This is a genomic window from Cellvibrio sp. ARAG 10.3 (assembly GCF_051846955.1).
In the GTDB taxonomy this organism is placed as follows: domain Bacteria; phylum Pseudomonadota; class Gammaproteobacteria; order Pseudomonadales; family Cellvibrionaceae; genus Cellvibrio.
On record NZ_JBPYCU010000001.1, the window covers coordinates 513,806 to 536,836 of the forward strand.

22 protein-coding genes are annotated in these 23,031 nt (G+C 54.5%); 16 read left to right on the top strand and 6 right to left on the bottom strand.

Annotation, left to right across the window (positions count from 1 at the left end):
* Entirely contained in the window at nt 1–756 is a 756-nt protein-coding gene (locus tag ACSV5M_RS02175) for a class I SAM-dependent methyltransferase (protein WP_439173847.1), read from the bottom strand.
* Between the two features lie 182 nt (nt 757–938).
* Here ACSV5M_RS02175 and ACSV5M_RS02180 point away from each other — a divergent pair, with 182 nt between their 5' ends.
* The 12 genes from ACSV5M_RS02180 to ACSV5M_RS02235 all read left to right on the top strand — a co-directional run bounded on the left by ACSV5M_RS02180 (nt 939) and on the right by ACSV5M_RS02235 (nt 11,198).
* Nucleotides 939–1,949 carry a dioxygenase gene (locus ACSV5M_RS02180; RefSeq protein ID WP_439173849.1) on the top strand — a complete coding sequence of 337 codons (1,011 nt, stop codon included), beginning with the start codon at nt 939–941 and terminating at the stop codon, nt 1,947–1,949.
* On the top strand, nt 1,937–2,719 hold the full coding sequence (locus ACSV5M_RS02185) for a lysophospholipid acyltransferase family protein (protein WP_439173851.1): 783 nt from the start codon (nt 1,937–1,939) through the stop codon (nt 2,717–2,719). The genes ACSV5M_RS02180 and ACSV5M_RS02185 overlap by 13 nt, the downstream gene beginning before the upstream one ends.
* Before the next feature lie 171 nt (nt 2,720–2,890).
* On the top strand, nt 2,891–3,172 hold the full coding sequence (locus ACSV5M_RS02190) for an acyl carrier protein (protein WP_439173852.1): 282 nt from the start codon (nt 2,891–2,893) through the stop codon (nt 3,170–3,172).
* Nucleotides 3,173–3,175: 3 nt separating this feature from the next.
* Nucleotides 3,176–3,547: an ApeI family dehydratase gene (locus ACSV5M_RS02195; protein WP_439173854.1), complete on the top strand. Its 372-nt coding sequence runs from the start codon at nt 3,176–3,178 to the stop codon at nt 3,545–3,547.
* Complete coding sequence (locus ACSV5M_RS02200) at nt 3,540–4,286, top strand: glycosyltransferase family 2 protein (RefSeq protein WP_439173856.1); 747 nt, start codon at nt 3,540–3,542, stop codon at nt 4,284–4,286. Before ACSV5M_RS02195 ends, ACSV5M_RS02200 begins: the two co-directional genes overlap by 8 nt.
* Nucleotides 4,287–4,309: 23 nt before the next feature.
* Nucleotides 4,310–4,732, top strand: coding sequence for an acyl-CoA thioesterase (locus ACSV5M_RS02205; protein ID WP_439173858.1), 423 nt, complete (start codon nt 4,310–4,312; stop codon nt 4,730–4,732).
* 372 nt (nt 4,733–5,104) lie between these two features.
* The gene (locus ACSV5M_RS02210) at nt 5,105–5,767 is read left to right on the top strand and encodes a LolA family protein (RefSeq protein ID WP_439173859.1); all 663 of its coding nucleotides are present in this window, start codon (nt 5,105–5,107) and stop codon (nt 5,765–5,767) included.
* A gap of 19 nt (nt 5,768–5,786) precedes the next feature.
* Nucleotides 5,787–8,144 carry an MMPL family transporter gene (locus ACSV5M_RS02215; protein WP_439173860.1) on the top strand — a complete coding sequence of 786 codons (2,358 nt, stop codon included), beginning with the start codon at nt 5,787–5,789 and terminating at the stop codon, nt 8,142–8,144.
* Complete coding sequence (locus ACSV5M_RS02220) at nt 8,141–8,770, top strand: DUF3261 domain-containing protein (protein WP_439173861.1); 630 nt, start codon at nt 8,141–8,143, stop codon at nt 8,768–8,770. The genes ACSV5M_RS02215 and ACSV5M_RS02220 overlap by 4 nt, the downstream gene beginning before the upstream one ends.
* Nucleotides 8,767–9,243, top strand: a complete 477-nt coding sequence (locus ACSV5M_RS02225) for an ApeP family dehydratase (RefSeq protein WP_439173862.1) — start codon at nt 8,767–8,769, stop codon at nt 9,241–9,243. Before ACSV5M_RS02220 ends, ACSV5M_RS02225 begins: the two co-directional genes overlap by 4 nt.
* Entirely contained in the window at nt 9,243–9,971 is a 729-nt protein-coding gene (gene fabG / locus ACSV5M_RS02230; RefSeq protein ID WP_439173863.1) for a 3-oxoacyl-ACP reductase FabG, read from the top strand. Before ACSV5M_RS02225 ends, fabG begins: the two co-directional genes overlap by 1 nt.
* On the top strand, nt 9,972–11,198 hold the full coding sequence (locus tag ACSV5M_RS02235) for a beta-ketoacyl-ACP synthase (protein WP_439173864.1): 1,227 nt from the start codon (nt 9,972–9,974) through the stop codon (nt 11,196–11,198).
* Here the strand turns inward: ACSV5M_RS02235 and ACSV5M_RS02240 are convergent, their stop codons facing one another.
* Nucleotides 11,199–12,011, bottom strand: a complete 813-nt coding sequence (locus tag ACSV5M_RS02240; protein WP_439173866.1) for a CPBP family intramembrane glutamic endopeptidase — start codon at nt 12,009–12,011, stop codon at nt 11,199–11,201.
* Nucleotides 12,012–12,165: 154 nt separating this feature from the next.
* Between ACSV5M_RS02240 and ACSV5M_RS02245 the strand changes: the two genes are divergently transcribed.
* Nucleotides 12,166–13,077 (top strand): diguanylate cyclase, encoded by a 912-nt coding sequence (locus ACSV5M_RS02245; RefSeq protein ID WP_439173868.1) that lies wholly within the window; start codon nt 12,166–12,168, stop codon nt 13,075–13,077.
* Between the two features lie 12 nt (nt 13,078–13,089).
* Nucleotides 13,090–14,022: a substrate-binding periplasmic protein gene (locus tag ACSV5M_RS02250; protein ID WP_439173869.1), complete on the top strand. Its 933-nt coding sequence runs from the start codon at nt 13,090–13,092 to the stop codon at nt 14,020–14,022.
* A gap of 1 nt (nt 14,023) precedes the next feature.
* Here ACSV5M_RS02250 and ACSV5M_RS02255 read toward each other — a convergent pair whose 3' ends face one another.
* A complete protein-coding gene (locus ACSV5M_RS02255) occupies nt 14,024–15,169 on the bottom strand; it encodes a GNAT family N-acetyltransferase (RefSeq protein WP_439173870.1) in 1,146 nt (381 codons plus the stop codon).
* Between the two features lie 103 nt (nt 15,170–15,272).
* Between ACSV5M_RS02255 and ACSV5M_RS02260 the strand changes: the two genes are divergently transcribed.
* Nucleotides 15,273–15,914 (top strand): exopolysaccharide biosynthesis protein, encoded by a 642-nt coding sequence (locus ACSV5M_RS02260; protein ID WP_439173872.1) that lies wholly within the window; start codon nt 15,273–15,275, stop codon nt 15,912–15,914.
* Here ACSV5M_RS02260 and ACSV5M_RS02265 read toward each other — a convergent pair.
* From ACSV5M_RS02265 to ACSV5M_RS02275, 3 genes are all read right to left on the bottom strand, one after another.
* Nucleotides 15,911–17,200: a serine hydrolase domain-containing protein gene (locus ACSV5M_RS02265; protein ID WP_439173873.1), complete on the bottom strand. Its 1,290-nt coding sequence runs from the start codon at nt 17,198–17,200 to the stop codon at nt 15,911–15,913. The genes ACSV5M_RS02260 and ACSV5M_RS02265 overlap by 4 nt on opposite strands.
* Before the next feature lie 180 nt (nt 17,201–17,380).
* On the bottom strand, nt 17,381–19,510 hold the full coding sequence (locus tag ACSV5M_RS02270; RefSeq protein WP_439173875.1) for a di-heme-cytochrome C peroxidase: 2,130 nt from the start codon (nt 19,508–19,510) through the stop codon (nt 17,381–17,383).
* 151 nt (nt 19,511–19,661) lie between these two features.
* Nucleotides 19,662–21,485 (bottom strand): DUF885 domain-containing protein, encoded by a 1,824-nt coding sequence (locus ACSV5M_RS02275; RefSeq protein ID WP_439173876.1) that lies wholly within the window; start codon nt 21,483–21,485, stop codon nt 19,662–19,664.
* A 489-nt stretch (nt 21,486–21,974) separates the two neighbouring features.
* On the opposite strand from ACSV5M_RS02275, the gene gspC reads away from it, so the two are divergent.
* Nucleotides 21,975–23,018, top strand: a complete 1,044-nt coding sequence (gene gspC / locus ACSV5M_RS02280; protein WP_439173878.1) for a type II secretion system protein GspC — start codon at nt 21,975–21,977, stop codon at nt 23,016–23,018.
* The last annotated feature ends 13 nt before the right edge of the window (nt 23,019–23,031 follow it).

A 23,031-nucleotide genomic window follows, 5' to 3' on the forward strand; every position in this document is an offset into this window, starting at 1 on the left:
TTAATTGGGCTTGATGCCGCTGTATTCACTGAAGATGCCTAACACGACATCGCGCTTGACGCCTTCCAGGCCGGTTTTTTTCAGGGCAGCCACGATGGTTTCCGGCGGAACACATTGTTCGATGGTGTCCCAGTAATAGCGCATCAACACTTTGGTGTCGGCACTGCGGCGGAAGATGCGCGCCAGGTTGGGGATGATGCCTTTGAGATACACCTTGAGGATGAAGGTCCCCAGTTTGCCCCGTGGGCGGGTAATCTCCAGCAACAGGATCTTGCCGCCCGGTTTAAGGACGCGCTGGTACTCGGCAAAGGCCGCACCAAGGTCGGCCACATGGCGCAGGGCGTAGCCCATGGTGACGTAATCAAAGGTATTGTCGGCAAACGGCAGGGCTTCGCCCAAACCCTGGGACGCTTGTTTTACGCCCAGTTTGACTGCCTGGGTCAGCATGCCTTTACTCGGATCAAGGGCGACCACCAGCCCTTCATCGCCAACGATCTGCTGGGCCAGCCAGGACACCACACCGGTGCCGGCGCCCACATCCAGTACGTTATCGCCGCTGGTGAGCCCTGCCCGTTGCAACGCCTGACGACGGTACCAGCGGCCCGAGCCAAAGCTCATGACATCCGTCACCCAGTCGTAGTGTTCGGCGGAGGAGTCGAACATGTTGTCCACGCGTTTGCGACGCTCTTCTTCTTTATTGTAATAATCCTGCAGCACCGGGTGCGGTGCGATACGGTTCTGGTCGCCGCTCGACATGGCAGTTCTACCCCTGAAGTTGAAACCCGCGTACTTTACGGGAGCACCGCAGGCGAGGCAAGGCGATATTTCGCGCGGAAGTGGCGCAATTTTCATTGTTGTGAGCGTGGCTTCCGCCGGGGTTTCTGCCTATAATCCGCGCACATTTGCGGGTTATTCAGACAAGTTGGCGGGGTTTTGCAGTGCAGGCAAGCGGGTTTTTTTGTGGCTATCAATCAGGTGATGCGCTGGCAGGTGGTGGGCCGGGTATCGCTGCGGAGCCCGGCTGCCTGGCGAAGGTCATCTTCGATGAACACTGCCGGGCGCCCGCCCAAGCCGGCATCATCAGTACCGGCCTGCGTCTGCTGGAACCTCTCGGTATCCATGAAACCCTGAGTACAACGGGCGCCTGCGTCTCCGGCTATAGCGATAACCTTTACTGGGCCCAAAGCGACGAACTCCTGTTGCTGGCAATCTGGGTGGATGAAAACGGCGATGAAGGGAAGGAGGCATTGGAACGCCTGACTGAACAGGCCTACAGCCGTCTGTTGAGCACGATTCAGGCGCGCGGTTATCCCTATATGGTGCGGGTATGGAATTACCTGGCCGATATCAATGCCTTGCAACAGCAGGAAGAGCGCTACCGTCAATTCTGTGTCGGGCGCTTCGATGCCTTTGCCCGCCATGGGGTGCAGGACAAGGATTTCCCCTCTGCCTGCGCCCTGGGCCACAGCGGCGGTGACCTGGTGATCTACCTGCTCGCCAGCAAACGGCCACCGATTCACTTCGAAAATCCCCAGCAGGTCAGCGCCTACCACTATCCCCAGGACTACGGTCCGCGCAGCCCCTCCTTTGCCCGCGCCAGCCTGCTGATCCTGAATGACGGCACCGGCAAGTTGTTTGTCTCCGGCACTGCCAGCGTGGTGGGCCATATGACCCGCCATGCGGGGGATGTGCAGGGCCAGTTGGCGGTGACTTTGCACAACATCGACTCCTTGCTTGCCCATGTATTGGCGAGCCAGTCGCGCGGCAGTGATGATCGGCTGGAGGTTGAGGTGTTGAAGGTTTACCTGCGCCAGCCGGAGGATTTGCCCTTGGTAAAAGCTGGAGTGGTACAGCATTTCGGCGAGGTGCCCATGGTGTTTGTGGCAGCGGATGTGTGCCGCAGCGACCTGCTGCTGGAGATCGACGGCCTGTGGCGATGGGTGCCTTGACCAAATCTTCATCGTCCTGGCAGCGGCTGCGTCGTTCGCGCACCTGGCGCCTGCCGGTTACGGCCCTGGGTTTTGGTGTGTTTGGCGGCGGTGCGGTCATCTTGTCCCTGACGCTCTTCCCCTTGCTATACCTGCTGCCGTTCAAGCAAAAGCACCGCTGGACGCGGCGGCTGATCGCCAGCGTGTTTCGCTTTTACCTGGGCTTGCTGCGTTGGTTGGGATTGCTCAGTTATGAGCTACACCAGATTGACGCGCTGCGCCTGCCCGGCCAACTCATCATCGCCAATCACCCGTCACTGCTGGATGTGGTTTTTATCATTGCCTACACCGGCGATACCAGCTGCGTGGTCAAGGGGAGCCTGTGGCGCAATCCTTTTACCGCCATCGCGGTTCGCGCCGCCAACTACATCAGTAATGCGCGGGATGATTTATTTACGGCGTGCCTAGAGACAATACGCAGCGGCCAATCGCTGATTATTTTTCCGGAAGGCACCCGGTCGCAGCCCGGTGAACCGCTGCGTTTTCATCGGGGGCCATCCAACGTGGCGCTGAGTGCCGGTGTGCCGATCAGGCCGGTGGTGATTCGGTGTGAACCGGCGGCGCTGCTCAAGCACCAGAAGTGGTACGCCATCCCCGCCGAGCCGCCGCACTTTACCCTTGGGGTGGAAGTGCCAATCGCCACGGCGCCTTATCGTGAAGGCTGCTTGCAAAGCGCAGCGGCACGGCACCTGACGCGCGACCTGGCGGCTTTTTTCAACGCGCGTCGGTAGCCCCGCCACCGGCCGCGTATTGTAGGCAAAGTTCAGATCCCTCTGTTAAACTGCCAGCATCCTGCCGTGTGCGATTCAAGCCCCTTTTCTCGGGGGACGCAACGTGGTTCTGCCGGCTTAATCAACCCCGTTACAAAAGGCCCGTTGCGCTTTTTGATGGAATGTTCCGATATGTATTCAAAAGAAAAAATCTACGGTTTCCTCCAGGAAACCCTGGTCTCGCTGTTCGAGATCGAACCTTCTGCGGTAACTCCCGATGCAAATCTTTATGAAGACCTGGATATCGACAGCATTGATGCCGTCGACCTGACCGTAAAACTCAAGGAATTTACTGGCCGCCGCATCCAACCTTCCGACTTCAAGCAGGTCCGCACCGTTCAGGACGTGGTGGATGCTGTCTATGAGTTACTCAATAAACCTGAGGTGCCCGACGCCGAGACTGAGCAAGGCTGATCGATGGCGGTACTTGCTGAAAAAACGGCTGGCCCAGCGCACCTGCCCTACGTGGTCAGTGCCCGTGTCGCGGGTCTGCGCGCCGACCTGCAACTACAGGTAGACGCTAATCTGGGCTGCTTCGACGGCCACTTTCCCGGCTTCCCTATCCTGCCCGGTGTTATCCAGATCGATTGGGCGGTGGCCTGCGCGCGTGACTTCCTCGCCTTGCTACAACCGGTTAAAACCCTGGATCGCCTCAAGTTCACCAACCCCATCCAGCCGGGCATGCGGCTCGAATTGACCCTGGAGATGGATGAATCCGGCGATTTTGCCCTCTTCCGCTACCACGCCGGCGACACGGTCTTCTCCGTGGGGCGCCTGAGTTATGTCTGAGTCTGCCTTCCGTCCCTGCGCAATTATTCCGGTCTATAACCATCAACAACGTATTGGTGCCGTGGTGGCCCGTCTGCTTGACCATCAGCTGGATTGCATCCTGGTAGATGATGGCAGCGAGCCGGTGTGCGCTGCGGTGCTGGCTGATATTGCACAGCAGAACGCACGGGTCACCTTGCTGCGCCTGGCGCACAACAGCGGCAAGGGTGCCGCCGTCTGCCATGGCTTGCGCCACGCTTATACCGCCGGTTATACCCACGCCCTGCAGGTCGACGCCGACGGCCAGCATGATCTCAACGATGTCCCGGCATTTTTGACGATGGGCCGCGAACACCCCACCGCCGTCATCAGCGGCTGGCGCAGCTATGATCAGATGCCACCAGCACGGCGGCGCGGCCGCAAACTCACCGACTTCTGGGTCTGTGTTAACAGCCTGTCGCGCCAGTTGAAAGATTCCATGTGCGGTTACCGTTTGTATCCTCTGGCCGCCACCATGCAGTTGTTGCAACACCATCGCATCGGCGCGCGGATGGATTTCGATACCGATATCCTGGTGCGGTTATATTGGCAGGGTGTGCCGGTGAGAAATATCCCGACGCACATTGTTTATCAGGACGATATCGCCTCCCATTTCGATATCCTGCGCGATAACCTGCGCATCGCCTGGATGCACACCCGTTTGTTTCTGGGCATGCTGCGCCGATTCCCGCAATTGGTGATGCGCAACGTCGACGAATAAATTTTTCGCGCAGGAAAGCTGTTATGTACGCAACCGAAACCGACATCCTGGTGCCCTTTCACGATGTGGATTCCATGCGTGTGGTGTGGCACGGCCATTACGTGAAGTATCTGGAGATAGCGCGCTGCGAATTTCTTGATTCACTGGGTTACAGTTATGCGGCCATGGAGGAGACGGGTTATGCCTGGCCGGTGATTGATATGCGCTTGAAGTATGTGAAGCCGTTGCATTTTGGTCAGCGGGTTCGTGTGCGTTGCATGTTGCGCGAGTGGGAGTATCGGTTGAAGCTGGATTATTTGATCAGTGATGCGAAGACGGGTGAGCGGTTGACGAAGGCGTATACGATTCAGGTGGCGGTGGATCAGCAGACGGGTGAGATGTGTTTTGAGTCGCCGGCGGTATTGCGGGAGCGATTGGAAGCGGTGATGGGGAAATTGCCGGATTAAAAAATTGTTAGTGGGTGACGCAGGGCTTACGAAGTGTATTACGAGACACGCTGTGAATACGTCCCTGTACGCTCATCATCGGCATCCATGCCTCTGATGGTCTCGTAATACACTTCGCAATCCCTGCTCTGGAAGAGTGGGGCCACGATATTAAAATCCTGAATTTTAATTCTCCGCTATTAGGTATTGATGCTTAATGTTTAGCACAGAGGTCGGTTTAGCGGGGCTACTTCTGAAACCTTCACGTCATGGACGACGTGAAGGAGCTACAGGGATGTATTCATGCGTTTTCAGAAGTAGCCCCGCTAAACCGACCGGTCCCGCTTAGAAACTACAGTCAATGCTGCGAATGCACTTGCCATAGGTTTTGTAATGACCAAAAACAATAGCTTTATTTTTTTCTTGCTAGCTTTTTTCTCAACTTTTAACGAAGCTGCATTCGCCAACAGTGAAGAAAGTGCAATTCAAAACGTTATCCAAAAACTCAACTCGGTCACCGTCATTCACGGAAACTTCGAACAACAAAAACGACTGCAAGGTCTCGACTACCCACTCACCTCATCCGGCCAATTTATCTTCTGGAAAGGAAAAGGCCTCTACCTCGCCAGTAGCAAACCCTTCTTCAACGCCAGTACCATCACACCGGATAACATTATCCACTGGCAGGAAAACGGCACCGGCAGTATCTCGGAAGAAAAAAGCGGTCTGGTTCAGCGCGAGATCAGCCGTACGTTGCTCGCGTTCTTCAGTGCCGACGTGAAATTAATTGAAGAACGTTTTACCACGCAATGGCAGTTTGACGGCAATGATTGGCAGCTGTTGTTGACGCCGCGTCATGACATGGTGCGCAAGCAAATGCGCAGCGCCGAGTTGCGCGGGGAAAATTATATTGAGTCCTTGCGTATCGTCGGCGGAAACGGTGATGTGACGCAATTGAATTTTACCGACATCAACAGCATTGATTCGCCCACGCCGGAACAATGCCGTTGGTTTTACCTCGACGATCGAGCAAAGCATTGCGCAACCGTGCCTTGAGTGCAGGGTAAATAACAACATGATTAGCACGCGCAGCATTCGGCATTCCTTCTTCGCTCTCCTGTTTGCACTGGTCAGCTTGTTTGCCGGCGCGTTGTTGGTACAACAGCTACAGCGCGGTTTGGTGCTGGAGACGGATCTGCAAGCGTTATTTCCCCGTGATGAAGACAGCCACCTGATCAATCGTGCCAGTGATCGGTTAACTGAAGAGTTCGGCAATCAACTTTTATTGGCGGTGAGCGCGGATGCGCGTGAGCAAGCTTTGCGTGCAGCGGGTATCTTGCAGCAGGCTGTTGTCGATAGCGGTTTTATACACGTGCAACAGGATGAACAGTTTGAATCGCTTGCGGCACAGCAAGCATTGTTGCAGGCGCATCGCTTTCATGTGTTAACCGACACGCAGCACGACTGGCTGCAACAAAATAATCAACAGGCATTGCTGGGTCGCGCACAACAAGCATTATTTGGATTCTCTGCTGGCGCAGTCTTGTCGCCCGCGCAGGACCCTTTGGCGTTGTTCGGGGATTATGTTCAGCGCCTGCAACCTTATGTGCCGGGTGAGATTGTCGACGACCAGTTGTTGATAACCACCGGCAAAAATAACATCGTCATTCTTTCTGCCAGCTTAAACGGCGATGCGTTTAATCTATCTATTCACGAACAATTAAACGATTGGCTTGCCGGGCTGCGCGCAACCCTGGCGGCCGAGGTGCCGGGTGTCCATTTGTTGATGTCCGGTGCGGTATTCCATGCGGCTGAAGCCTCGGCCAGTGCACAGCGCGAAGTCACTGTTATTAGCCTGGGCTCGACACTGGGCATTTTGTTGTTGTTTCTGTTGAGTTTTCGCCGTATCAAACCCTTGCTGCTGAGTTTTGCGTCGGTGATTTATGGCAGCGCCGTGGCGCTGGCCATTAACCATTGGCTGTTCGGCGACGTGCATTTAATGACGCTGGTCTTTGGCGCCAGCCTGATCGGCGTCGCTATTGATTATGCCTTGCATTATTTGTGTAAACATCAGCAACTATCCTTGCAGCCGCAAGGTTTGCAGGATGAATCGGTGTTGCAGCATTTATTGCCGGCCCTGAGTCTTGGTTTGCTGACTTCGTTGTTGGGTTACAGCTGCTTGTTGCAGGCGGAGTTGCCAGGCTTGCGTCAGATTGCCAGCTTCTCGCTGATCGGTTTGACCTCTGCCTGGTTATTTGTGGTGGGTATTTTTCCGCTGGTGTTTCGCACCGCCCTGCCGCAGCCTGTGGCGTTTGTCCAACGCATGGCTGCCTGGCCCTGGCGCGGACTACCCGTGCTGGGTAAAAAACAATTGCTGTGGTTTGCCGGTATGTTGTTGGCGGTGCTGATGCTGTTACTGAGTCAGTTGCGCGTCGGCAGCGATTTGCGCCTGCTCTATCAACCCTCGCCGGATCTGTTGCAATCGGAAAAAACCTTGCAACTCAGTCTGCAGGGATTTGCGCCCAATCAATATTTTCTGGTGCGGGGGGCGACGCCGGAAGACCTGCTGCAAATAGAAGAACAGTTCCGGCGCGACCATCTGGACGCGTTGCTCGCTGAATCCGCTGTGCGCGATTACGCGGCGGTGAGCCGCGTCGTGCCATCACATCAACAGCAGCGGCAGAATTACAACCTGCAAGAAGCGCTCTACCGTGAGCAGGGCATCGCCGAAACCTTTATGCGCCGTGCGGGCTTTGGTGTTGAGGCAGTTGCTGCGCTACAACAAGCGTTTTATTCGGCCCGCCACCAGCTGCTGGATGTGCCGGCCTGGCTGGCGGTGGCGCGGCCCGACCAGCGTTTGTTGTGGCTGGGTGAGGTGGATGGCAGCTACGCCAGTGTCATCGCATTGCGCGGCATAACCGATGTGTCGGCCCTGGCCGCTGCAGCGCGGCAGGTCGATGGCGTGATCTGGGTGGATCGGGTAACCCAGATGTCGCAGCGTCTCCAGCATCTGCAAACGTCGGCGATGATCCTGTTGGCGCTGGCCTACCTGGCGGTGGCGGGCCTGATGTGGTTGAGCTTCCGCCGTCGGCAGGCGATGCTGCTGGTGTTGGTGCCGTTGACCGCCAGTGCCATCACCCTTGCATTACTGACCGCGTTCGGTGTGGCGATCAATCTGTTTCACGTCTTCGGTTGTTACCTGATTCTGGGCCTGGGGATGGATTACAGCATCTTTGCCTACAAATCCGGCGCTGATGATGCGAGTTGCCGTCGCGCCATCCTGTTGTCGGCGCTGACCAGCGGCTTGTCGTTCGGGTTACTGGCGCTCAGCTCCACGCCGATGGTAAGCGCATTCGGCACGACCCTGTTGTTCGGGAGTCTCGGCAATCTCTTGCTGGCCCCGCTGCTGAGTCGATTAAGGAATCCGGTATGAAAACATTATGGCTGATAGCGCTGCTGTTGCTGGGTGGTTGCGCACTCTTCGGTGGCGGACATTTTCCATTCACAACCAGCAATAGTGAATACTCACTGCTGGTGGCACAGCAGCAATGGCGGGTGCACCGGGATGGCAAGGATTACCGGCTGCAAACGGTGGTGCAGATCAATGAGCGCCGCTGGACGCTGGTGTTTATGGACAGTCTTGGTCAACGCTTGGCAACCCTGGTACAGGATCAGGGCGAGCTCGCCCTGGACATCCACAAATCCCACCCGCTTGATCGGCGGTGGACAGAGCTGGCGCAGAGCCTGCAATTTATCTATTGGCCGCTGCCGGATCTGCGCCGACAGGCTGGCGAAAGCTGGACGTTCAGCGCTGCCGCAGGGGTTCGACAGGTATACTTTTCTGGTATATTGGCCGGCCAGGTTGATTATTTAGACGACAATCCATGGCAAGGGACCGCGCGCTACACGAATAATAAAAGCGATCTTCACTTGGTGATCGAGAGTCGCCAGCTGCGCTCGCACCCCAGATCGCCTGAAAGCCTGACAGATAGCTCAGAGAAAGATAGCCTGATAAATAGCCCCCATAAAATAGATGGTCCCACGAAGAAACCACTATGAAGACATCACCACTCTTTGAATCCGTAGAGGATCTGGTGCTCCATCGCCCGCCTTTGCTGTTGTTGCAGTCCGTCTCCCATTGGGATGTCGGTCACGTTGAGGCCATTGCCGATCCGGTGGATTCCTACCTGTTCGCCGACGGTGAAGGCAAGGTACCGGCCTGGGTGGGACTGGAGTATATGGCCCAGGCGATCAGTGCGTACGCCGGTATCATTGCCCGCCAGAACGGTGAAGAGCCGAGTATCGGTTTTCTGCTGGGCACCCGCCGCTACGATACCCATGTGGACAGCTTTACCCCCGGCCAACAGTTGCGGGTCAATGTGCGCGAAGTCTTTCGCGATGAGAATAATCTGGTGCTGTTTGACTGTGATATACACGCCGGTGAGGACTTGCTTGCCAGCGCCCAGGTCAAGGCCATCCAGCCCAAAGGCACTATTCAGATCAAACCGGACGAGTCAGTCAAGGAGTCGTAATGACGCAGAAGCGTGTATTAGTGACCGGTTCCAGCCGTGGAATCGGCCGAGCCATTGCCGTTCGCTTGGGGGCGGATGGTTACCATGTCGTGATCCATTGCCGCAGCCAGCGTGACCAGGCTGAGGCGGTCAAAACCTTTATCGAGCAAGCCGGCGGCAGCGCCAGTATCCTGCAATTTGATGTGGCGGATCGCTGCCTGGCCAGCGCCGCCCTTGAGGCGGATATGGAGCAGAATGGCGCCTACTATGGCGTGGTCTGCAACGCCGGCATCGCCCGCGATAATGCCTTCCCCGCCATGAGCGGCGAGGACTGGGACGCGGTTATCCACACCAATCTGGATGCGTTTTACAACGTCCTGAATCCCGTGATTATGCCAATGGTCCGCCGCCGCGCGCCTGGGCGAATTGTGACCCTGTCATCGGTGTCGGGCATCATGGGTAACCGTGGACAAGTCAATTACAGCGCCGCCAAGGCCGGGATTATCGGGGCGACCAAGGCGCTGGCCATCGAGCTGGCCAAACGCAATATCACGGTTAACTGTGTTGCGCCCGGCCTGATTAACACCGAGATGCTCGACGAAGCGCCGGTGGAGGAAGCCCTGAAGCTGATCCCCATGCGCCGCGCGGGGGAGCCGGAGGAAGTGGCCTCGCTGGTGAGTTATCTGTTATCTGATCAGGCCGGTTATATCACCCGCCAGGTTATCTCTGTGAATGGCGGGATGTTGTAAATGAAACGAGTTGTGGTAACGGGGATGGGGGTTTTAACTTCCCTGGGTGATAACTGGCAGGATTTTTCTACCGCCCTCAAGGCGGGCGTCAGCGGCATCAAGCATATGCCGGATTGGGAAACCTACAAGGATCTCAACACGCACCTTGCCGGCCCTATCGAAGATTTCACGGTGCCGGCACATTACCCGCGCAAGAAAATCCGCTCCATGGGCCGGGTGTCCCTGCTGGCTACCCGCGCCACCGAAGTGGCCTTGCAGGATGCCGGGCTGCTGGATGATCCACTTCTCCAAAGCGGGGCGGTGGGCGTCTCCTACGGCTCCTCCACTGGCAGTACTGACGCCACGCGCGACTTTGCGGTGATGCTGGATCGCCGCGACATCGGCGGCGCCACGGCCACCACCTATATCCGCATGATGGGCCACACCTCGCCAGTGAATGTAGGCGTCTTCTTTGGCTTGAAAGGCCGGGTTATCACTACCTCATCCGCCTGTACCTCCGGCAGCCAGGGTATTGGTTATGCCTATGAAGCGATCAAATACGGGAAGCAGACCCTGATGGTGGCGGGCGGCGGTGAAGAGCTGTGCCCATCGGAAGCGGCAGTGTTCGATACCCTCTACGCCACCAGCACCAAGAACAAAACCCCCACGCTTACGCCCAGCCCGTTTGATAAAGACCGGGATGGTCTGGTAATCGGCGAAGGTGCGGGCACATTGATTCTGGAAGAGCTGGAGCACGCCAGGGCGCGCGGTGCGCGGATTTACGCGGAACTGGTCGGTTTCGGTACGAATTCTGACGGCGGTCATATCACCCAGCCGGACGCGAATACCATGAATATTGCCATGGCGCTGGCCTTGCAGGATGCGGGTCTGGATGCCTCCGCGATTGGCTATATCAACGCCCACGGCACGGCGACAGATCGCGGTGATATTGCCGAAAGCCGCGCCACCGAAAAACTGTTTGGCTCGCAGGTGCCCATCAGTACCCTCAAGGGTAATATCGGCCACACCCTCGGTGCCTGCGGCGCCCTGGAGGCCTGGGCCAGTATCCAGATGATGAACGAAGGCTGGTTCGCCCCCACGCTTAACCTGCGCAACCCCGACCCGGAATGTGGCGAACTGGATTACATTATGGGCGCGCCGCGCACCTTGCAGTGCGAATACATCATGAGTAACAACTTCGCCTTCGGCGGGATCAATACCTCATTGATTTTTAAACGCTGGCAATAATCAAAACGGCCACCATTGGGTAGGGATTTCCTGCTTGCGCACCAGCGCGGCGATATCCATGCTCACCGCCACACCGGCATGGACCAGCACACCACCCCAGATCGAGCGGGATTGCAGCGCAAGGATGCCCAGGAACAAGCCAAACAGGATGGCCCCTGTCGCCTCCAGCCAGAGCTTGGGAAAATGAATCATCAGGTAAGGTACACACATCACCCACACCGCGTTAGCGCCCATCGCCGGGCGCAGAGCCTGCAAGATAAACCCGCGAAAGAAAAACTCCAGGAACACAAACTGGCTGAGATACAACAGCTCCCAGGCCAGCAGATCAAACCAACTGCGCCCGGCTAACTTGTAAAACGGGTAATGATTGACGAAGTCCTCGCCGAAACTCACCAGCACCACAAACACCAGGATCGGACTTAACAACAATACATAGCCTCGCCAATGATCAGCTGTCTCATTGAAACGCCAGCCGAAATCGCGCATGCGCTGTTTGAAACACAATCGAATCACCAGCCAGGGCAGCAGTACAAAACCGATCAGGTGACAGCCCGTCCACCACACGTAGCCCAACAGGTGATACCAGCTGGATGCCTGCCAACGCTGCGTCAATTCACTGCCGATGACCAGGGGAATATTGCTGGAAAACTTGGCGTAGTGAATAAAGAGCAACGCCACTGAGACACACGCCAGAGTAATAAAAACGCGACGCAGACTCTGCCGACGCGTCAGGCTGTAGGAATTTCCTGTCTCATCAATCTCATCAAGTGATTGCAGGATTCGGCGTGGATGCAGTGACTGGACAAGACGCATATGTTTTCATGCCGGTTGGATTGTTGATAAAGGTGCCATTAAAACCAATTTCAAAGGAATTGTCGCCCACCCTTCGGCACGCACTATACATTCATTTAATCTGGGCCATACTTAGGACATAAAAACAATGATCCGCCGGGATTGGTCGTTTGATATGGATAAGCACAGATTTTGTAAAACGCTTATGGGGTTTATCTTGCTGGCCGTGCTGAGCCCGGTGGCGCAAACCTGCTCCGAGCGAGTGGGCATTGACGGAATACCGCAATTGGTTGTGCCGCAGGAACCTACGGCGAGTTGGGAAAAAGAAAGCTACTACACCGGCTTACTGCGTTTAATTCTCGCGGAAACCGTCCTGGAATACGGCCCCTGCAATGTGGTGGCCACGGATAATATCCTGACGCGTATGCGCAGTGTGGCGCTGATCAATAATTTCGGCATCGATCTATTTTGGGGTACCACCAGTATTGAACGCGAAACCTTGCTGCGTCCCGTGCGTATTCCGTTACTGAAAGGCTTGATGGGTTATAAAATTTTCTTGATTAACCCGGAGGATCAGCAACACTTTTCCTCTATCACCAGTCTGGAGGAATTACAAAAGCTGCGTGCAGGGGTTGGCGCGGATTGGCCGGATAACAAAATATTGCGCGTCAACGGTATAGAAACGGTCACCTCAAGTAATTATGAAGCCTTGTTTCGCATGTTAGCTGCCAAGCGCTTTGATTTTTTTCCGCGCGGCGCCAGCGAAGTCTGGAGTGAATATCGCAATCACCCGGAAGTCTCATTGCACATTGAGGAAGACCTGGTGCTGGTCTACCCGGCACCGGTTTATTTTTTTGTGAATATCAATAATACAAACCTGGAGCAGCGTCTCGCAAAAGGTTTGCATGGCATTATGGCGAACGGCAAATTTGATGAATATTTCTATCAACACCCGATCATTATTGATGCGATAAAACGGGTGCGCATTGATGAACGGCGCAAAATATTTTTAACCAACCCCTTGTTGCCGCGCACGGTACCCCTGGCGCGTCAGGATTACTGGATATATGCCTGGGATAAAAACTAATACCCACTGCTGATGAAATTGATCAAATTATCACTGTTGTTAATCTTGTGCTTGTCCTGTGCTGCAGGTCAGGTGTTCGCTTGTGTCAATCGCCTGGAGGATCCCTCGGCAACGCCGCAATTAATTCTGCCCAAAGCCAAACCCAGTAGTTGGGAACAGGAAAGCTATTATCTCGATTTATTGCGCTTGATCCTGAAACGGACTGAAACGGAATTTGGTCCCTGCGAGATTGATCAAACCGAACACATGCTCACCCGCATGCGCAGTGCAGCACTGATCAGTCGCAATCAGGGTGTGGATTTATTGTGGGGTGCTACCACTATCGAGCGGGAGGCATTGCTGCACCCTATTCGTATTCCGTTGCTGAAAGGTCTGATGGGCCACAAAACCTTTTTGATTCATCCGGACGATCAACCGCTGTTTTCGAAGATTAAAAACCTTGAAGATTTACAAAGCCTGCGTGCCGGGCAAGGTGCCGATTGGCCGGATGTCGAGATTTTCCTGAAGAATGGAATCCCGGTGGTCAACAGTGCTAATTATGAAGCCCTGTATAAGATGCTGGCCGCCAGGCGCTTTGATTTTTTTCCGCGTGGGTCCAACCAGATCTTGTCAGAGTTGCGCCACAACAACGATAAAAATATCGTCGTAGAACGCGATCTGGTGTTGGTGTATCCGGCACCCTTGTACTTTTTTGTCAAAAAAGATAACGAAAAACTGGCGCAGCGAATAGAAGTCGGTCTGCGCGCGATGATGCGCGACGGTTCTTATGATCGCTACTTCTACCGTCATCCTCTGATTGTCGATGCTATTACGAATCTGGATTTGCAGGGGCGGCGCGCGATCCACATTCACAATCCCTTATTGCCACCGGGAACGCCGCACGAGCCGCAGGAAGATTGGATGAAAAAAGTGAAGCACTACAATCCCGAATTATTTGAGCCTTAATTCAAGCCTGGTCATCTTGCTTGAACGGAAGGTATTCCTGGGCCGCCGACAAATACTGCATAACGCTGTGGTTTTCTTCAATCAGGAACCGATCAATCGCCGTGCGAAATGTGTCCGTGGCAATCCAATGATTTGACCAGGTAGCGATGGGTTCAAAGCCCCGTTGGATTTTATGCTCGCCTTGTGCTCCTCCATCAAAGCGTTGTAAACCCTGTGCGATAGCATAATCAATGCCTTGGTAGTAGCAGGTTTCAAAATGCAAAAAATCAAACTCTTCCCGGCAACCCCAATAACGCCCATAGAGTGTTGTTGTATCCTGTAAATAGAGTGCGGCGGCAACGGCTGAGCCCTGGTGTCTGGCAATAATCAGCAGCGTGTTGTCGGGCAAATCTGCACCGAGCCGATGAAAAAAATTCCGCTGCAAATAGCCACTGTGCCCGCTGCGTTTAAGGTAAGTCAGGCGATACAGCTCAGCGAAAAAATCCCAGTCGTCAGCGCTTATCGCGGCGCCCTGTTTCCACTCAAAGTTAAAACCTTGCTCCTGGACATGGCGCCGTTCCTTGAGGATATTTTTGCGTTTGCGCGATGACATGCGCGCGAGAAAATCGGAAAAATTTTTATAATTACGATTAAACCAATGAAACTGGCAGCCCAGGCGCGGTCTTATAGCCATAGCGCTCAACTGCTCTTTCAATGCTTCGTCGGGGAACAGGCAGTGCCAGCTGGAAAATCCCTGTTGGAGAATATGTTGTTGCAGGTGCTCAACCAGAATCGGAAGCACATCCTTCGCGTTTGTGTGTGGGCTCACCAACAGACGCGGTCCGTAACAAGGTGTAAAGGGAATGGCAGAAACCAGTTTCGGGTAATAAGAAAACCCATATCGCTGCCAGGCGTCGGCCCATGCCCAGTCAAACACATACTCACCATAGGAATGGTGTTTGATAAACAACGGCATTGCCGCTACGACAATATCCGCATCGCGCATGATCAGGTGATGGGGCTGCCAGCCACTGGCGAGTGTCGTACTCTTGCTGTCTTCCAGTGCAGCAAGGAACTCGTGGCGAATAAACGGATAGTCGGTGGGGCAAAGCGCATTCCATTGCGCCGCGCTGAGCGCATGAATTGAGTGAATAAAATCGATGTGCATAACCGGTGCACTCACTGCATGTTGAAGGTATTGGACCTGTCAGGTTTCACTGCACGGACAATAGCACAACTCGATTGGCTATGCGGTAAAGAGGAATTGTCGAATGTCGTTGCCTGAACCTGTCAATGTGTCACAGCCACAGAATCTTTCCGCCGTGTTGCTGGCTTTCGCCGCGAACCTCGACCGGGAGCGTATCCAGTGGGGAGAGCTGGATCAGTTGCTGGGTGACCGTTCGTTCGGTTTTTTATTGTTGCTGTTCGCCTTGCCCAACTCCATTCCCCTCGTCGGTATTCCTGGTGTCTCTACGGTGACGGGCATTGTGTTGATTGTGATCGCGATACAAATGATCGGTGGGTTGCGGCGGTTGTATTTACCGGAAAGGATACAGCGGCGTTCGTTCAGTGGCACAGGCTTTAAAAAATTAATTCAACGCGCAGCGCCCTGGCTGGCAAAACTGGAACGGGGCTTAAAACCCCGTTGGCCCTGGCTGACATCTTCCCGCGCCGAGCGCTGGTTAGGTGGTGTGTGTTTGTTGTTGGCCTTGCTGTTGATCCTGCCGATTCCTTTTGGCAATTTTTTTCCCGGCTTTGCCGTGGTGTTACTGGCCCTGGGATTGATTGAAAAAGATGGGGTATTTATCGTGGCCGGTCTGGCGATGACGGTTGTCAGCGTCATCGCTCTTGGCGGCCTGGTATGGACCATCATCACCGGCGCTTTATTATTTATACAACAACTGGCCAGTTAGTGGGTTTTGGCATCGGCGCGCAATAGCTGCGGCGTCATTTCGGATTGGCGATGTTTTTCATACAGGTTTACAAAATTCAGGATCACATCGCGCGCAAGACGGGTTTCGGAATTGGTGAGAAATACCATGCCGATTTGCAGGTCACGATTAAAAACCATCTCGGCGCGGTAGCCCTGGACCCAACCGCCATGGTGTACGAAATTTTTGTGGGCCCCGAAGTCAAATACCCGCCAGCCCAAGCCGTAATAGGTATCGATCATGTTTTTTTGTGCGCCGTAGTGGGAGTGGGCCACCGAGGTCTTGATGATCTTGGCCTGCATATCATCCAGTGTAGTGGCCGGCAAGACATCCGGGCGCTGGCCCAGGTGGGCAAGCATCCAGGAAGCCATATCGCGAATGCTGGCATTGGCACCGGCGGCGGGTGCGACAGTGTAATAATTGGTATTGATCTCGACGTTTTTCCACTGGCCCCTACGCCATACATGGGGCTGGGCATAGTTGCGGTTTTGTTCCAGGGCCTCCAGACCGAAGGACGCGCTGTTCATTCCTAATGGCCGAAATAAATTGTTGACGACGAAGTTTTCATAGCTCTCGCCGCTCTTGGCGTAAATGATGTCGCCAATCAGGCTGAAGACCACATTCTGATAGCCGTAACAGCGATGGGGCGGGCAGATAAAATCCAGTGTACCGAGACGTTTGACCGCCTCTTCATAGGGCACGCGTGCTTCAATCAAATTGGTGTACGCATGGGCTGGCAGACCGGTGGTGTGGGCGAGGATGTCGCGCACGGTAATCAGCTTGCCGTATTGGGCGTTTTTAAAACTGACGTTGCTCAAGGTGCTGGCAACGGTGCTGTCCCACAGTAACTTGTTTTCCTGGACTAGCAGTCCGGCGGCGGCAGACGCGATGGTCTTAGAGACCGATGCCAGGCGGAATACCGTATCCGGCGTAACCGGATCATGGGTGCCCACCTTTCTTACCCCGTAACCGTTCATCACTTGCACCTTGCCATCAGCGACGACCAGCAGCGCCGCACCGGGCACACTGGGCGCAACCGTCTGGGCAATGTACTGCTCGAATTCGGTGATATAGGCGGGGGTGGTGCTGGCCGGTGTCGATAGTTGGGCCAGTGCTTCGGCGATCATGGGCGGCAAGGTATCGTAACGATCATTATCCGCAATATTCGCGCCGGGAAGTTCGAAGGCATGGAGCGTAAGGGGAGTCAGCGACAATAAGCTGGAAGCCAGGATTGTTTTCAGCCGTTGGAAGTACTTCGTGTTCAACATAGGATTTCAGGATCAATGTAAATAAAGAATGAATATTGTCAGCCGTCCCATCAGTCAAAGGTGCCGATGAAAAGGGGACGGCCAATCAACCGGTTTACAGAAAACATTCCTTATACAAAATCCCTTACCAGAATGGGTTTTTGATTGGCGGGCACCGCTACAGGGAGCGGTGCCCCGGCATCACAGGGTCTTGATAAATTCAATCAAATCCCAGCGCTGCTGCTCGGTCAAAGCGGGCAACACTGTACCATCTGGCTGTGTTGTTGGGCCAGCCCCGTATTCGTGGCCGCCATTCATATCGCCGGCCCGGAAGGTCTGGAACCGAAAACCTTCATAACCCTCGGAGCGAAAGCCCATCTTCACCGGGTCATACTCACGGCTGCCCACCATAAAGTCATCGGGGCGATACTCGCCTTCATCCGCGTCGCCCGGCTGCTTCCTGGGTAGAAGCAGGTCATACATTGTCGGCACCGAGCCATTGTGCAGGTAGGGTGCGGTGGCCCAGATACCGTTGAGTGATCGGGCCTTGTAAGACAGTAGCGAGTCATAAGGATTCGCGGTGGTGTCCGGCTTGTAGTTGCCCGCCTTCATGCTCGGTTTGATGTCATTATCAAAGAACGACATGGCCAGGGTATACAGCCAGTCGAGCCCGCGTCGCAACGCCCATTTGTCCGCATCTTCCGTACTCACCACGCCGGTGGTCACCGAGGTGAGTATCTGGATCACGGGTGCATTTTCTTCCAGCACCAGCGGCCCCACATCGGTGCTCTGGTAAGTGTGGACGAAATTGCCGGACTTGCCTTTGTAATCGACGCTGTTGCGGGCCATGACCGGGTCAGTACCGATCGCGTCGATATTGGACATCTTGCCGATCACTAACCGGTCCCAAGCGGAGCGGTCAATAATTTCGTGGCAGGACTGACAGTAATGACTATAGATCACCCGCCCGCGATTTGCTTTTTCCTGATCGATCTTGCCCAAAATATCTTGCGGCCACTGCGGGGATTGCAGACTTTTCAAATGGGATTCGAGCCGCTCAAGGTTGACCAGGTCAATCGAGGATTTGAAGTCGACGCGTTCCTGCTTTTTGCTTTGTCCGGTCAAATGCGCAGACAAACTGAAGCCGGGCTTTTTGGCCGTCCAATCGAGAATGCCGAAGACACCGATCACCTCGCCGGCATTGCGCCCCAGTGGGCCTACCCCGGAATTACCCGCCAGACCGTTCCACTGTACGTAATCCGAATGGGCAATGTCCCACAGGAAGGGATAACTGACCGGTGCATTGGGCTCGTTAAAGATCGAATTGCGCACGCGCAACATTTGCCGCTGTGACAGGTTCGGATAGCCGGGTGCATCCGACTCCAGCCGTTGCGAGATCAGCGCAAATTCTTTATCGCCAATGATGGTGTTGCTGATGTCTTTGAGTACCAGGTCCACTTGCCCGGTGGTCAGCAACGGCTGGTTGGTGGCCGATACCACATCAAGCAAGATATCGCGCATCTGCTTCTTGCTGAGTACATGCTGCAAAACGCGATTGTAGATACGGCCGAAGGCATCCAGCCGCGCAAAACCGTAATCGATATGGCTGTGGTTGATGGTGTTGTAAAGCTGGATGTTATAGGTCCATTTCTCGATGTCGGCGGCGATGGATTTTTCATCGTCATAGCTGTTATCCAGATCGAGTACGCGCTGAATAAATCGTTCGCGTTTTTCACCGGGTGCCGCAACTGCCTTGAGTGATTTTTCCAGGGCAACCAGGAAACCGACCATATCGGCCATTGCCGGTCCGCCATCGATGCGCATGGCTTTGCCTTGGTAATTGATTTGACTGGTGTGGCAGGCGGCGCAGGTGTAACCGACGTAATCCATGCCCTGATAGGTATCTTTAACAAAGCCTACCGGCAAACCGTCAGGGTTAAAAAAGGTCGGCTTTTGCGGAAGGTAACGAAACGCATCCATCTGCTGCGGGTCGCGCAGCAGCGTGGTGGCATCGGCTTGCTCGAGCACCAGGAAAAAATCGTAGGGAAGTAAACCGGAACCCTGGGTAGTGTTATAAAACCACAGGCTGTCTGCAGCATCCCATCCTTGTTCGAGATAGATCGGCGTCGAATAGCTTTCGCCAAAGAGCCCATTCTCGATGGGCATGGCTCCGCGATCCGGATCGTTGTCCCAATGTTGATAGATCTTGCCTATGGCGAGGCTGACCATCATGCTGATGATCACAGCGAGAATGACGTAGAAGATAAACTTGCGGTAACGTTTAACGAGCCGGAAAGCAGCGAGGCTTCCGGCAATCAATTTGATGCTCATACTGAAACCCTTTTTGTATATCCGTTTTCCCAAACCGTCGGCTGGCTGTCAGGCACAACCGTCGCTGAATCATTCAGTGTTCTACAGCAATTTCAGTATAGCGATTAAATATTTCGCCGGTAATGGGCGGCGACTGGGGAGCAAAAAAATTTTATTCGGGTTTTCGTTGCGCTTTGGTGGTGCTGACCCAGTCCTTTATATGGTCTTCTAATAACGTCAATGGCATAGCGCCGCCCTGCAATACTTGTTCGTGAAAAAGGCGCAGGTCGAAAGCCGTCCCCAATTCAGCCCGGGCGTATTCGCGCAACGCGAGGATTTTTTTCATTCCCAGGGTATACGCCGTCGCTTGGCCAGGCATCACGATGTAACGCTGCACGGATTTAACAATGTCCTGCCGTGTGTTGGGGGTGTTCTCCAGCAAATAGTGAATGGCTTTTTCATGGTTCCAGCGTTGGGAATGAATGCCGGTGTCCACCACAAGGCGGCTGGCCCGCCAAAGCTCCAGGGCTAACCGGCCAAATTCGGCGTAGGCATCTTTGTACAAACCCAGCTCCAGGGGTAGCAATTCTGCATAGAGCGCCCAGCCCTCTACAAACGCGATGTAACGCACGTGTTGCCGGAACACCGGTAGATCGGCTTTTTCCTGCGCAATTGCGATCTGCATATGATGGCCGGGTATGCCTTCGTGGTAAGCCAACGCCTGCATCTGATAGATCGGCATGGCCCGCATGTTGTACAGGTTGGCGTAGTAGACGCCGGGCCGTGTACCCTTGGCTGCCGGGCGACGATAAAAAGCCTTGCCGGCGGTTTTTTCACGGAAGGGCTCGACCCGGCTAACCAGCAATTGCGCTTTGGGTTGTGAAATAAATAGTTCGTCCAGATGCTCGCGCATCTCATCAATAATACGCGTTGCTTCGGTCAGATAAGCTGCACGACCGGCGTCGGTATTGGGAAAATAAAAACGCGGGTCGTCACGCATGAAACGGAAAAAATCCTGCACGCTACCAGTAAATTTCAATTGCTGCATGATACGGCGAATCTCGCCATGGATGCGTTCTACCTCCGCCACGCCAAGCGCGTGGATGTCATCAGCGCTTAAATCCGTGGTGGTATTAAAAGCCAATGCAAAGCGGTAGTAGTCTTTCCCTTTGGGAAATTTCCATACACCATCGCGCGTGTCAGCCTGTTGCTCCAATGCTTTTAAATAGCGGATCAAGTAGCGGTAACCGGGTTCAAACGAATGCTGTAAAGCGTGGGACGCTTGTTGCAACAACGCCTGTTGTTCTTGGGCGGGCAGGTTCAGGGCCGTGATCTTGGTGCGAAAGTTGCCGAGGATCGGACTATCTTCCTGGCCATTAAATGGCTGGCCTTGTAGTAAATTTTCGCAACTGCTGATCACCAGGGGAAACACAAATCCGGGCGGCACAATCCCGGCCTGCGCATTTTCCTTGAGTTGCTCGACCACCTGGTGCAACAGGGTGTTTACGCCATTGATGCGCTGTATATACGCGTGGGCATCGGTAATTTCATCAATCTTGTGAGAGTTCATCAGTAGCGACGCGATTTCGGTATGGGTGCCGAACATTTGATTGACCGGGTAAAGGTAGTGTCGCCAGGTGTATTGATCGATGCGCTGTTTCAGGGTCGCTTCCATCAGGTAATAGTTGAAGCGGTTTTCCGGACTCAGCTTTTTTATATCCAGTTGATACAACCTCTGGAGTTGGTTGCGCAATAACTTGTCAGTCTGTTGTTGGTAGGCCGCACTGAGATCATCCCATTGTCCGTAGTCGGTTTTGAGACCGAGGTAAGTTTGCTTCATCGGGCTGCGCGCCAGCGCTTCATCAAAAAACTGCTGGAATAACGTTTCGGCTCGCTCATCTTCATTCGCAGCGGCGGTAGCGGACAGGGCGAACGGCAGGAAAAGAAGGGGAAGAAAATAACGCAAATGGGCGGCGAACCTGATGATGAACTGCATGGGTAGGTGTCTCCCGGAAGGGTCCGGATTAACAAACGTTAGCGCTTCACCTTAACACTATAGATTCGTGCTCCAAAGGTACAGGACCGGGCGGTTGTTCAGCCAATGTTCATTAAATCCGTGCAAGCATGGGCTCTGAAGGCGCTCATCTATGAAAATATCTGCTAATGTTTTTACTGGCTTCCCCGGAAAACTGGCACTAAATTGTTAATTCATCCTCATTGTGTAAAGAAACTTTACTAATCTGGTTTGCTCCAATCGCCGCTTGTTGCAAACTCCCGTGGCCTTTGAGCCGAAAGTCTTCACAGTGAATGTCTTGCTTAGAATTAGCTTGACAGGGTTGTCGGGATGAGCTTTCGCATTTGGTATATAGATGGAGTACAATCCGGCGCTTTATTTAATAATAAAGTCTCTGCCTGTGGGCCTCCTGGGCTTGGGCTGTAAGCGGTCAGCACGCTTCCGTGCAGGTAAAGGGTAACGATCACGTTTATGCAAGATAAATTCATTTCTCCCCGGTTGGCGCTGGATCAGCGCACGGCTCAATTCGAGCAGGTGCTGCGTCGTGGTGCCGCCCTGCTGGGCAAGGTGCCGCTGGAGCGATGGAAGTGGCTGGTTACCCTATTATTGGTTGTATGGTTGAGCCACAGTCTTGCGCGATTGTTCTGGCTGGTCGCGCCGACGCCCGACATTCCTGCAGCGACGGCTTCTGCGGTCGCCCTGCCAGCGGGCCAGTCTCCCAGTGACGCTCCGCCCATCGATATTGCCTCCCTGACGGAATCCGAAGTCTTCGGCAAGATGGATGCCGCGGCTGCCGAAGAGGCCTCCGCCGCACCGGCGCCCTCGGTGATCGAAGATGATGCAGTGGATACCCAGCTAAACCTGGTGTTGCGCGGCGTGATCGGTAGCAGTGTTGATGCTTCGGCCCGAGCCATCATTGCCAACGGTGCCCAAGCCGATGTCTATGCGCCCGGTGATGAATTGCCAGTGGGTCGCGGCGTAACCCTGGCCAAGGTGCTGGACCTGCGGGTCATACTGAACAACAACGGCCGTTATGAATCACTCTGGCTCTATAAAGATGATCCTAACGCCCGTATTGCCGCACCCTACGTGCCGCCGGCCGAACAGAATACGGGGCGCAGCTGGACGGACGAGAATGGTGAAGGCGGCGGACAGCAGCCCTTATTTGTAGAGCAGAATCCCGGATACGATTCACCGTCACCCGATGCCAATCCCATGGGTTCTGCTGACCCTTCCGGTGAGGTGGCCCGTTCGTTGGCAGATGTCGTGGCGATGAGTATCCACCGCGAAGGTGGCCAGGTGGTGGGTTACAAGATCCGTCCCGGCCGCAACGCGGAGCAGTTTTCAGCCCTGGGGTTACAGCCGGACGATATCGTCACGGCAGTAAATGGTGTGCCGCTCACCAGCCCCGGTAAAGTCATGGAAATTTATAAAAATATGAGCAATGCAACTTCCGCCAGCCTCGAAATTAAACGCGGTGGTAGCGTCTTGTCTGTCGATGTTGTGCTTCAATAAGTGAGGATGTCCA

Excerpts from the sequence above, each read along its gene's own strand:
- ACSV5M_RS02200 (WP_439173856.1), top strand. The coding sequence starts at position 3,540 with ATGTCTGAGTCTGCCTTCCGTCCCTGCGCAATTATTCCGGTCTATAAC.
- ACSV5M_RS02175 (WP_439173847.1), bottom strand. The coding sequence starts at position 756 with ATGTCGAGCGGCGACCAGAACCGTATCGCACCGCACCCGGTGCTGCAG.
- ACSV5M_RS02240 (WP_439173866.1), bottom strand. The coding sequence starts at position 12,011 with ATGCGTCTTGTCCAGTCACTGCATCCACGCCGAATCCTGCAATCACTT.
- ACSV5M_RS02260 (WP_439173872.1), top strand. The coding sequence starts at position 15,273 with ATGTCGTTGCCTGAACCTGTCAATGTGTCACAGCCACAGAATCTTTCC.
- fabG (WP_439173863.1), top strand. The coding sequence starts at position 9,243 with ATGACGCAGAAGCGTGTATTAGTGACCGGTTCCAGCCGTGGAATCGGC.
- ACSV5M_RS02190 (WP_439173852.1), top strand. The coding sequence starts at position 2,891 with ATGTATTCAAAAGAAAAAATCTACGGTTTCCTCCAGGAAACCCTGGTC.
- ACSV5M_RS02235 (WP_439173864.1), top strand. The coding sequence starts at position 9,972 with ATGAAACGAGTTGTGGTAACGGGGATGGGGGTTTTAACTTCCCTGGGT.
- ACSV5M_RS02250 (WP_439173869.1), top strand. The coding sequence starts at position 13,090 with ATGAAATTGATCAAATTATCACTGTTGTTAATCTTGTGCTTGTCCTGT.
- ACSV5M_RS02255 (WP_439173870.1), bottom strand. The coding sequence starts at position 15,169 with ATGCACATCGATTTTATTCACTCAATTCATGCGCTCAGCGCGGCGCAA.
- ACSV5M_RS02275 (WP_439173876.1), bottom strand. The coding sequence starts at position 21,485 with ATGCAGTTCATCATCAGGTTCGCCGCCCATTTGCGTTATTTTCTTCCC.
- ACSV5M_RS02270 (WP_439173875.1), bottom strand. The coding sequence starts at position 19,510 with ATGAGCATCAAATTGATTGCCGGAAGCCTCGCTGCTTTCCGGCTCGTT.
- ACSV5M_RS02205 (WP_439173858.1), top strand. The coding sequence starts at position 4,310 with ATGTACGCAACCGAAACCGACATCCTGGTGCCCTTTCACGATGTGGAT.
- ACSV5M_RS02210 (WP_439173859.1), top strand. The coding sequence starts at position 5,105 with ATGACCAAAAACAATAGCTTTATTTTTTTCTTGCTAGCTTTTTTCTCA.
- ACSV5M_RS02245 (WP_439173868.1), top strand. The coding sequence starts at position 12,166 with ATGGATAAGCACAGATTTTGTAAAACGCTTATGGGGTTTATCTTGCTG.
- ACSV5M_RS02185 (WP_439173851.1), top strand. The coding sequence starts at position 1,937 with ATGGGTGCCTTGACCAAATCTTCATCGTCCTGGCAGCGGCTGCGTCGT.
- ACSV5M_RS02195 (WP_439173854.1), top strand. The coding sequence starts at position 3,176 with ATGGCGGTACTTGCTGAAAAAACGGCTGGCCCAGCGCACCTGCCCTAC.
- ACSV5M_RS02220 (WP_439173861.1), top strand. The coding sequence starts at position 8,141 with ATGAAAACATTATGGCTGATAGCGCTGCTGTTGCTGGGTGGTTGCGCA.
- gspC (WP_439173878.1), top strand. The coding sequence starts at position 21,975 with ATGCAAGATAAATTCATTTCTCCCCGGTTGGCGCTGGATCAGCGCACG.
- ACSV5M_RS02265 (WP_439173873.1), bottom strand. The coding sequence starts at position 17,200 with ATGTTGAACACGAAGTACTTCCAACGGCTGAAAACAATCCTGGCTTCC.
- ACSV5M_RS02215 (WP_439173860.1), top strand. The coding sequence starts at position 5,787 with ATGATTAGCACGCGCAGCATTCGGCATTCCTTCTTCGCTCTCCTGTTT.
- ACSV5M_RS02225 (WP_439173862.1), top strand. The coding sequence starts at position 8,767 with ATGAAGACATCACCACTCTTTGAATCCGTAGAGGATCTGGTGCTCCAT.